Raw genomic sequence first — 9,043 nt, 5'->3', positions numbered from 1 at the left:
CGGCTTCGACAGCGACGGCCGCGAGATCAAGACCTTCCACGTCCACGACGGCCAGGGCCTGGTGCTGCTGCGCAAGGCCGGCATCGCCGTGGCGATGGTCACCGCGCGCCCGGGCGGCATCGTCGAGCGGCGCGCGGCCGACCTGGGCGTGCAGGCGCACGTGCACGTCGCCGACAAGCGCGAACGGGTCGCGGCGCTGTGCGCCGAACTCGGTCTCGACGGCGACGAGGTCGCGTTCATGGGCGACGACCTCGCCGACGTCGGTGCCATGCGTGCCGCGGGCCTGGCCGTCGTGCCGGCCGACGCCAACGCCTGCGCGGTCGCCGCCGCCCACTGGCGCACCCGCGCGGCCGGCGGCCGCGGCGCGGGCCGCGAGTTGTGCGATCTGATCCTGCACGCGCAGGGCCGGCTGGCGACGATCCACGCCGACGGACGGGTGTCGTGAACTGGCGCCTGGGACTCACGCTGCTGCTGCTCGCCGGCGCGCTGGTGTCGGGCTGGTCGGCCTGGCGCCAGAAGGACACGCTCGCGGTCGAGGGCCCCGCCGACGACCGCACCGACTACCTGCTGCGCGACTTCGACCTCGTCGCGCTCGACAGCGACGGCCGCGAGGCGTTCGCGGTGCAGGCGCCGGAGCTGCAGCAGACTCCCGGTGCGCGCACGCTGGAGCTGACGACGCCGGTGTTCAACATCCCCGCCGAGTCCGGCGGCCACTGGCAGGTACGTTCGAAGACCGGCTGGGTGTCGGACGACAACGAGCAGGTCCGGCTGCGCGGCGCCGTCACCGCGACCAGCCCCGACGGCGCGCCGCGGCCCACGACGATGCGCACCGAGGCGCTCGACGTGTTCCCGCAGCGCAACCAGGCCGCTTCCGACGCGCACGTGGACGTGGTCCAGCCCGGTTCTACAATGCAGGGCACCGGCATGCGCGCCGATCTCGAGTCGGGGCGGATCGAACTCCTTTCCCAGGTCAAATTCCGCAATGAACCCAATTCCCGCCGCTAGCCTGCTCCTCGTCCTGGCGCTCGCGCCCGGCGCCGTCCTGGCCAAGGCCTCCGACCGCAACCAGACGCTGTCGGTCGATGCCGGCGGCAGCGACTGCTCGGTCAGCAACGAGCAGTTGCCGTGCCTGTTCACCAACGGCGTAACGATCAGCCAGGGCACGCTGGAGATCCAGGCCACGCGCGCCGACGTGCGCCGCCGCGGCGGCGAGTTCCAGCGCGTGATCCTGACCGGCGGCCCGGTCCGGATGAAGCAGCAGATGGACGATGGCGGCTGGGTCGACGCCACCGCCGCCCAGGCCGACTACAACATGCCCAGCGACACCGTCGTGCTGACCGGCAACGCGGTCGTCAACCAGCCCGGCCGCGGCCGCATGGAGGGCGAGCGCATCGTCTACAACATGTCCACCGGGCAGGTGCAGGGCGGCGGCGACGGCCAGGGCCGGGTGCGCATGCAGTTCGAACCGCGCAACCGCCAGCCGGCGCAACAGCCCGCCACGCCCGCCGCGCAGCCCGCACCGCAGGGCGGCCGCTGATGCTCGTCGCCGAAGGACTGCGCAAGCGCTACAAGCAGCGCGAGGTCGTCAAGGAGTTCGGGCTGACGCTCGAATCGGGCGAGGTCGTCGGCCTGCTCGGTCCCAACGGCGCCGGCAAGACCACCTGCTTCTACATGATCGTCGGACTGGTGCCGGCCGACGCCGGGCGCATCGTGCTCGACGGCCACGACATCACCGCCGAACCGATGTACACCCGCGCCAAGCGCGGCGTGGGCTACCTGCCGCAGGAGCCGTCGGTGTTCCGCAAGCTCAGCGTGGCCGACAACATCATGCTGGTGCTGGAGCTGCGCGAGGACCTCGACAAGCCGGGCCGCGACAAGACGCTGGCCGACCTGATGGACGAGCTGCAGATCACCCACGTCGCCGACCAGGCCGGCGCCAGCCTGTCGGGCGGCGAGCGGCGCCGCGTGGAGATCGCGCGCGCGCTCGCGGCCAACCCGCGGATGATCCTGCTCGACGAGCCCTTCGCCGGCGTCGATCCGATCTCCGTCGGCGAGATCCAGCGCATCGTCACCCACCTCAAGGAACGCGGCATCGGCGTGCTGATCACCGACCACAACGTCCGCGAGACCTTGGGAATCTGCGACCGCGCGTATATCCTCAGCGATGGCGGCGTGCTCGCGCAGGGGGCTCCCGAGGCGCTGCTGGCCAATCCGGACGTGCGCCGCGTTTACCTTGGAGAATCCTTCCGTCTGTAACGTGCCCGCGTATCCGGCCATGGAGTTCCGGGGACGATGAAGCCACGTTTGCAGACATCGCAGGGGCAACACCTGGTCCTGACGCCGCAGTTGCGTCAGGCGCTGCACCTGCTGCAGCTCTCGGCGGTGGAACTGGAGACCGAGATCGCGGCCGCGGTCGAGAGCAATCCGCTGCTCGACTGGGACGACGCCGCGCAACCCGGCACTTCGACACCGACCGAGCGCGGCGACGGCGCCGCGGCTGACGATGACGGCACCGGCGACCGGCCGGAGACGATGCACGACGACGCCTCCGGTGCGCCGGCCTGGGACGGCGACGAGAGCTGGTCCGCGCGCGGCGGACAGGGCGGCGACGCCGACGGCGACTTGGATCCGGCCGACCGCATCGTGCAGTCGGAGGACCTGCGCGACCACCTGTCCTGGCAACTGCACCTGAGCCCGATGTCGGCGCGCGACCGCAACATCGGCATCGCGCTGATCGACGCGATCGACGACGACGGCTACCTGCGCGAGACGCTCGAGGACATCGCCGGCGCACTGCTGCCCGAGACCCGCGCCACCGTCGCCGAGATCGCCGCCGTGCTGTGCCGGATCCAGCGCTTCGACCCGCCGGGCGTCGGCGCGCGCGACCTGGGCGAATGCCTGCGGCTGCAGCTCGAACCGCTTCCCGACGACACCCCCGGCCGTGCGCTCGCGCTGCGCGCGGCCGCCGAGCACATCGAACGCCTGCCCCGGCTCGGCCCGCAGGGCCTGGCCGACGCGCTGGGGCGCACGCTCGACGAGGCCCAGACCGCGCTGCAGCTGCTGCGCAGCCTCGATCCGCGCCCCGGCGCCCGGATCGGCGGCGTACCGCATGACAGCTACGTCACTCCCGACTGCGTGATCAGCCGGCACAACGGCGTCTGGCGCGTCGCGCTGGCCGGCCAGCCGTTCCCGCGGCTGACGATCCACCGCGGCTACGAGCGCATGATCGACCACGCCTGCAGCAGCGACGCGGGCTACCTGCGCGGGCGGCTGCAGGAGGCGCGCTGGCTGCTGCGCAACCTCGAGGCGCGCGGGCAGACGCTGCTCAAGGTCGTGCGCTGCCTGGTCCGCCAGCAGTCGGGCTTCCTGGAGTTCGGCAAGCGCGCGCTGCGGCCGCTGACGCTGCGCGAGGTCGCCGAGGAGATCGGCATGCACGAGTCGACGGTCTCGCGCGCGGTCGCGCGCAAGTACGTGCATACCCCGCGCGGCACGCTGCCGCTCAAGGCGTTCTTCGCCTCGGGCATCGGCACCGAGGGCGGCGGCGAGGCGTCGAGCACCGCCATCCAGCAGATGATCCGCGGCCTTGTCGACGCCGAGGACCCGCGCAAGCCGCTGTCGGACGCGCGGCTGGCCGACCTGCTCAAGTCGGCCGGCGTCCCGGTCGCGCGCCGCACGGTGGCCAAGTACCGCGAGGCGATGCAGATCGCCTCGTCGCATGAACGCGTTCGCATCGCCTGAACTTCCCGCCCCGCACGATGGTCCCAGGGGTGCGACCGGCCGCCGCTTGTCCGCCGCGCCGGCCGCGCTACCCTGACCCTGGACCGCCGCGACGTCCGCCGGCGGTCCGTTTCCCACCGTGAAGGAGGTTGCCGATGCACGTCGAGACCCATGGCCATCAGATCGAAGTGACGCCCGCGCTGCGCGAGTACGTGGAGACCAAGCTGCAGAAGCTCTCCCGGCACTTCGATGGCCCGCTGGAGGTCCGCGTCCAGCTCAGCCTGGAGAAGCCCGACCACAAGGCCGAGGCGACGCTGACGATCGCCGGCAAGACGCAGCACGTCGACGCCAGCGCGATCGACATGTACGCCGCGATCGACCTGCTGACCGACAAGCTCGACCGGATCGTCGTCAAGCACCGCAAGAAGATCGTCGACCACCACCGCGGCGAGAATCCCGCCCGCGACGGCACGTTCGGCTGACCGACGCACCGCTGGCCGGCCGTCGCACGACGGCCGGTCGCGCGGTGATCGCACCGCCGAGCGCGCGATCACCGCGCCGCCGCGCGTTCCCTGTCGCCCCCGGGCGCGCATCGCCCGTCGCCCGCCCGGGCCGGGACTGGCCCGCATCGAAACGGGCTAGACTGCAGGCCCCACGAAACCGCCCTCGGGCTCGCGCGGCATGTCCCTTTCCGATCTGCTCTGGGCCGACCGCATCGTGATGCTGGTCGCGCCCGGTTCCCGCGACGTCGTACTGGACTCCGCTGCGCGCCTGCTCGCCGGCAGCTCCCCGACCACGACCCCGCTGCTGGGCCGCGCGCTGCGCGAGCGCGAACGGCTGGGCAGCACCGGCATCGGCCGCGGTGTCGCGATCCCGCACGCGCGCAGCGGTGCCTTCCACGAGCCGCGCGCCGCGTTCCTGCGCCTGTCGACGCCGATCGACTTCGGCGCCGCCGATGGCGAGCCGGTCGACCTGGTGTTCGCGATGTGCGTGCCCGAGCACTTGGTCGAGCAGCACCTGCAGTTCCTGTCGGGCCTGGTCGAGCGCTTCTCCGACGCCGGCTTCCGCGACGCGCTGCGCGGCGCGCACGACCGGCATGCGCTGCAGGCGCTGCTGCTCGACGACGTCGCGCCGACGACCGCGGCGGGCGCATGAACGCGACCATCGAGGCCCAGGAACTGTTCGCCCAGCTGCACGACCGGCTGGGCCTGCGCTGGCTGGCCGGCCAGCACGGCGCGCAGCGCACGCTCGAGGCGGTCGAGACGATCGCGCGCCGCCCTTCGCTCGCCGGCTACCTCAACATCATCTATCCCAACAAGGTGCAGATCCTGGGCACCGAGGAGCTGGCCTGGCTCGACGGCCTGGACTCGCGGCTGCGCTGGGAGACCATCGAGCGCATCGTCCAGTACCGCCCGCTGGCGCTGGTCATCAGCAAGGACCAACCCTGCCCCGAGGACCTGCGCGAGGCGGCCGAGGAAGCGCAGACGCCGTTGTGGAGCTCGCCCAACCGCGGCCACGAACTGCTGAACCTGCTGCAGTACCACCTGGCGCGCGTGCTCGCGCCGCGGATCACGCTGCACGGCGTTTTCATGGAGATCTACTCGATCGGCGTGCTGATCACCGGCGAGTCGGGCTCGGGCAAGAGCGAGCTGGCGCTGGAGCTGATCACCCGCGGCCACCGCCTGGTCGCCGACGACGCGCCCGAGTTCACCCAGATCGCGCCCGACGTGCTCGACGGCACCTGCCCCGAACTGCTGCAGGACCTGCTGGAACTGCGCGGCCTGGGCGTGCTCAACATCCGCGAGATGTTCGGCGACACCGCGGTCAAGCGGAACAAGTACCTGCGGCTGATCGTGCACCTGAGCCGGCCCAATGCCGATCCGCTGGCCGGCGACGGCGACGGCATGGTGCGGCTGACCGGCGACCTGGGCATCCGTCGCGTGCTCGACCTGGACGTGCCGCTGATCACGCTGCCGGTCATGCCCGGTCGCAACCTGGCGGTGCTCGCCGAGGCCGCCACCCGCACGCACGTGCTGCGCACTAAGGGCCTGGACCCGGCCGCGGCGTTCCTGGCGCGGCATTCGCAGTTCCTCGAACGGGGCGCGCCATGACCGACGCTCCGCTGCTGTACGTGGTCAGCGGCCTGTCGGGCGCCGGCAAGTCGGTCGCGCTGCGCACGCTCGAGGACCTGGACTTCTACTGCGTCGACAACCTGCCGGCCGGGATGCTGGCCGAGTTCGTCGGCAACGTGACGCGTACCGACGAGCCGCCGCGGCGGCTCGCGGTCGGCATCGACGTGCGCAACCGGCACACCGACCTGTCGCGGATCCCGACGTGGCTGGCCGAGGTGGGCCGCATGGGCCTGGACCCCCGGCTGGTGTTCTTCGAGACCGGCGACGAGATCCTGCTGCGCCGCTACGCCGACACCCGCCGCCGCCATCCGCTCAGCCGCGCCGGCCTGTCGCTGGCCGACGCGATCGCGCTCGAACGCACGCTGCTGCGGCCGCTGCGGGCGCTGGCCGACACCGTGATCGACACCAGCGACCTCAACGTCCACCAGCTGCGCCGGCGCATCGTCACCGAACTGCAGCTCACCGACCACGACGCGCTGTCGCTGCTGTTCGAATCGTTCGCCTACCGGCGCGGCGTGCCGCCCGATGCCGACTTCGTGTTCGACGCGCGCGCGCTGCCGAACCCCCACTGGGACCCGCGCCTGCGTCCGCTGTCGGGCCGTGACGTCGACGTGCGCACGTGGTTCGAGGGCCATCCGGAGGTCGGCGAGTTCGCGACCCAGGTCGCGCAGTTCCTCGACACCTGGCTGCCGCGCATGCGCAGCGCGACGCGCAGCTACGTCACCGTCGCGTTTGGCTGCAGCGGCGGCCGCCACCGCTCGGTGTACCTGGCCGAGGCGCTGGCGCGCCACGCGCGCGAGCGCGGCTGGCAGGACGTGGCGACCTGGCATCGCGAACTCGACTGAGCGCCGCGCCGATTGCTGCGCCGCCACATCGCGCCGAACGGCGCCCAGAGACGCAGCATCGCGGCCACGGCGCTTCCGGGCGATCCCCCCGCTCTGCTAACGTCCACGCATGGCCGTCGGCGTACTCCTCTTGACCCACGAAGGCATCGGCACCGCGATGCACGCGGTGGCCGTGCGCCTGATGACGCAACTGCCGCTGCGCACCGCAGTATTCGAAGTCCCGTTCGACGAAGCACCCGAGGTGTCGCTGCCCCGGGCCAGCGCGGCGATGCGCACCGTCGACGACGGCGACGGCGTGCTGATCCTCACCGATCTCTACGGCGCCAGCCCCAGCAATGTGGCCGCCCAGCTCGCCCGGCTCGGTACGCCGGCGCGGCGGATCTCCGCGCTGAGCCTGCCGATGCTGCTGCGGGTGATGAATTATCCTGAGCAGGCGCTCGACGCGCTGCCGGCCACCGCGGCGGCGGGCGCCCGCAACGGTGTCGTCCTCGACGACGCCTGACGCCCCTCCCTTCCGCCGCCCCCAGGACAGGCCCCGCCCCCGATGATCGAACGTGAACTGCTCGTCGCCAACAAGCTCGGACTGCACGCGCGCGCCACCGCCAAGCTGGTGCAGGTGCTCTCGGGCTTCCGCTGCAACGCGACGCTCGTCGCCAAGGGCCGCGAGGTCAACGCCAAGAGCATCATGGGGGTGATGCTGCTGGCCGCCGGCTACGGTACGCGCGTGGTGCTCCGCCTGGAGGGCGACGACGAGGCGGCCGCGATGGAGGCCGCCGCCGCGCTGTTCGAGCGACGGTTCGACGAGGAGGGGTGATGGGCATACCGCCGGCCGCACGCGCGACGTCCCGTCCGGTCGCGGGCGGGCGCGCCTGATGCGGCAGTCGCTGCACGGGCACGGCGCCTCGCGCGGCAACGCGCTCGGGCGGGCGCGCGTGCGTGAGCCGCACGCGCTCGAGGTCGCCGAGGAACGCATCGGCCCCGAGCAGGCGCAGGCCGAGCTCGCACGGCTGCACGCCGCGATCGGCCAGGTCCGCGGCGAGATCCGCACGATGCGTGACCAGCTGCACGGCGCACTGGCGCACGAGGTCGGCGAGTTTCTCGACCTGCACACTTTGCTGCTCGACGACCCGGAACTGCTGCAGGGCCTGGACGAACTGGTCGGCACCGGGCTCTACGGCGCGGACTACGCGCTGCGCCTGCAGCGCGACCGCCTGGCCGCCGTGTTCGAGGGCATGGACGATGCCTACTTCCGCAGCCGCATCGAGGACATCGACCACGTCATCGGCCGCGTGCACGCGGCGCTGCACGCGCACGAGGCCGAATTGCAGGGCGTGGCCGGCGAGATCCTGGTCACCGACGCGGTCGCGCCGGCGGAGATCGGCCGGCTGCAGGCCCAGGGCGTGCTGGCGATCGTCACCTCGACCGGCAGCACGCTGTCGCACTCGGCGATCCTGGCGCGCAGCCTGCAGCTGCCGCTGATCGTCAACGCGCCGCAGGCGCTGGCGCAGATCAACGACGGCGCGGTGCTGGTCGTCGACGGCGCCACCGGCGAGATCGTCGTCGAGCCCAATGCCGACGACCTGCGCGCCTACCGCGCGCGGGTGCGCGAGGAGAAGCGCGAGCGCAAGCAATTGCGTCGGCTGCGGCGCGAGCCGAGCAAGACGCTCGACGGCGTCGACATGAAACTGTGGGCCAACGCCGAGTCGCGCGAGGACGTCGCCGAGGCGCACGCGCTGGGCGTGGCCGGCGTCGGCCTGTACCGCACCGAATTCCTGTTCCTCCAGAGCCGCGAGGTGCCCGACGAGCACGCGCAGTTCCGCGCCTACCGCGACCTGGTGCTGGGCATGACCGGCCGTACGGTGACGATCCGCACGCTCGACATCGGCGCCGACAAGGCCGACGACACCGGCCTGGCGCTGCGCCACGAACCCAATCCCGCGCTGGGCCTGCGCGGCGTGCGCTTGTCGATGGCGCGCAACGGGCTGCTGGAGACCCCGCTGCGGGCGATCGCGCGGGCCTCGGGCTACGGTCCGGTACGCGTGCTGGTGCCGATGGTCAGCGGCCGCGAGGAAATCGTCGCGGTGCGCCGGCTGCTCGAACGCGTGCAGCGCGACCTGCGCGCCGAGGGCCACGAGACCGCCGAGCGCATCGCGCTGGGCGCGATGATCGAGGTGCCGTCGGCGGCGATCGCCCTGCCCACGTTCGTGCGCGAACTCGACTTCCTGTCGATCGGCACCAACGACCTGGTCCAGTACCTGCTGGCCGCCGACCGCAACAACGACGCGCTCGGCGACCTGTACTCGCCGCTGCACCCGGCGGTGATCCGCTTGCTGCACGGCATCGTGCGCG

Annotated in this window: 12 protein-coding genes; all 12 read left to right on the top strand. The window is 72.3% G+C overall.

What is annotated here, in order from left to right:
* Positions 1-445 (top strand): HAD family hydrolase (locus WQ56_RS18910; RefSeq protein WP_047138376.1); only part of this gene is annotated, 445 nt, incomplete at its 5' end.
* Positions 442-1,005, top strand: a complete 564-nt coding sequence (gene lptC, locus WQ56_RS17240; RefSeq protein ID WP_047138298.1) for an LPS export ABC transporter periplasmic protein LptC — start codon at positions 442-444, stop codon at positions 1,003-1,005. The genes WQ56_RS18910 and lptC, both read left to right, overlap by 4 nt.
* On the top strand, positions 983-1,537 hold the full coding sequence (gene lptA, locus WQ56_RS17235; protein ID WP_047138375.1) for a lipopolysaccharide transport periplasmic protein LptA: 555 nt from the start codon (positions 983-985) through the stop codon (positions 1,535-1,537). Before lptC ends, lptA begins: the two co-directional genes overlap by 23 nt.
* Positions 1,537-2,256 carry an LPS export ABC transporter ATP-binding protein gene (gene lptB, locus WQ56_RS17230; RefSeq protein ID WP_047138374.1) on the top strand — a complete coding sequence of 240 codons (720 nt, stop codon included), beginning with the start codon at positions 1,537-1,539 and terminating at the stop codon, positions 2,254-2,256. Before lptA ends, lptB begins: the two co-directional genes overlap by 1 nt.
* Positions 2,257-2,292: 36 nt before the next feature.
* Positions 2,293-3,738 (top strand): RNA polymerase factor sigma-54, encoded by a 1,446-nt coding sequence (locus WQ56_RS17225; protein WP_047138373.1) that lies wholly within the window; start codon positions 2,293-2,295, stop codon positions 3,736-3,738.
* 134 nt (positions 3,739-3,872) lie between these two features.
* Entirely contained in the window at positions 3,873-4,199 is a 327-nt protein-coding gene (raiA, locus tag WQ56_RS17220) for a ribosome-associated translation inhibitor RaiA (RefSeq protein ID WP_047138372.1), read from the top strand.
* A 199-nt stretch (positions 4,200-4,398) separates the two neighbouring features.
* Positions 4,399-4,872, top strand: a complete 474-nt coding sequence (locus WQ56_RS17215) for a PTS sugar transporter subunit IIA (protein ID WP_047138371.1) — start codon at positions 4,399-4,401, stop codon at positions 4,870-4,872.
* Positions 4,869-5,828, top strand: coding sequence for an HPr(Ser) kinase/phosphatase (hprK, locus tag WQ56_RS17210; RefSeq protein ID WP_047138370.1), 960 nt, complete (start codon positions 4,869-4,871; stop codon positions 5,826-5,828). Before WQ56_RS17215 ends, hprK begins: the two co-directional genes overlap by 4 nt.
* Positions 5,825-6,694 (top strand): RNase adapter RapZ, encoded by an 870-nt coding sequence (rapZ, locus tag WQ56_RS17205; protein WP_047138369.1) that lies wholly within the window; start codon positions 5,825-5,827, stop codon positions 6,692-6,694. Before hprK ends, rapZ begins: the two co-directional genes overlap by 4 nt.
* Before the next feature lie 109 nt (positions 6,695-6,803).
* Positions 6,804-7,196: a PTS system fructose IIA component family protein gene (locus WQ56_RS17200; protein WP_047138368.1), complete on the top strand. Its 393-nt coding sequence runs from the start codon at positions 6,804-6,806 to the stop codon at positions 7,194-7,196.
* A 42-nt stretch (positions 7,197-7,238) separates the two neighbouring features.
* Complete coding sequence (locus tag WQ56_RS17195; protein WP_047138367.1) at positions 7,239-7,508, top strand: HPr family phosphocarrier protein; 270 nt, start codon at positions 7,239-7,241, stop codon at positions 7,506-7,508.
* A gap of 58 nt (positions 7,509-7,566) precedes the next feature.
* On the top strand, positions 7,567-9,043 hold a 1,477-nt coding region (ptsP, locus tag WQ56_RS17190), incomplete at its 3' end, for a phosphoenolpyruvate--protein phosphotransferase (RefSeq protein WP_047138366.1).

It is taken from the genome of Luteimonas sp. FCS-9, from assembly GCF_001014645.1.
Lineage (GTDB): Bacteria > Pseudomonadota > Gammaproteobacteria > Xanthomonadales > Xanthomonadaceae > Luteimonas.
This window is presented reverse-complemented; position numbering and strand designations above follow the sequence as displayed.

Excerpts from the sequence above, each read along its gene's own strand:
- lptA (WP_047138375.1), top strand. The coding sequence starts at position 983 with ATGAACCCAATTCCCGCCGCTAGCCTGCTCCTCGTCCTGGCGCTCGCG.
- lptB (WP_047138374.1), top strand. The coding sequence starts at position 1,537 with ATGCTCGTCGCCGAAGGACTGCGCAAGCGCTACAAGCAGCGCGAGGTC.
- WQ56_RS17225 (WP_047138373.1), top strand. The coding sequence starts at position 2,293 with ATGAAGCCACGTTTGCAGACATCGCAGGGGCAACACCTGGTCCTGACG.
- raiA (WP_047138372.1), top strand. The coding sequence starts at position 3,873 with ATGCACGTCGAGACCCATGGCCATCAGATCGAAGTGACGCCCGCGCTG.
- WQ56_RS17215 (WP_047138371.1), top strand. The coding sequence starts at position 4,399 with ATGTCCCTTTCCGATCTGCTCTGGGCCGACCGCATCGTGATGCTGGTC.
- hprK (WP_047138370.1), top strand. The coding sequence starts at position 4,869 with ATGAACGCGACCATCGAGGCCCAGGAACTGTTCGCCCAGCTGCACGAC.
- rapZ (WP_047138369.1), top strand. The coding sequence starts at position 5,825 with ATGACCGACGCTCCGCTGCTGTACGTGGTCAGCGGCCTGTCGGGCGCC.
- WQ56_RS17200 (WP_047138368.1), top strand. The coding sequence starts at position 6,804 with ATGGCCGTCGGCGTACTCCTCTTGACCCACGAAGGCATCGGCACCGCG.
- WQ56_RS17195 (WP_047138367.1), top strand. The coding sequence starts at position 7,239 with ATGATCGAACGTGAACTGCTCGTCGCCAACAAGCTCGGACTGCACGCG.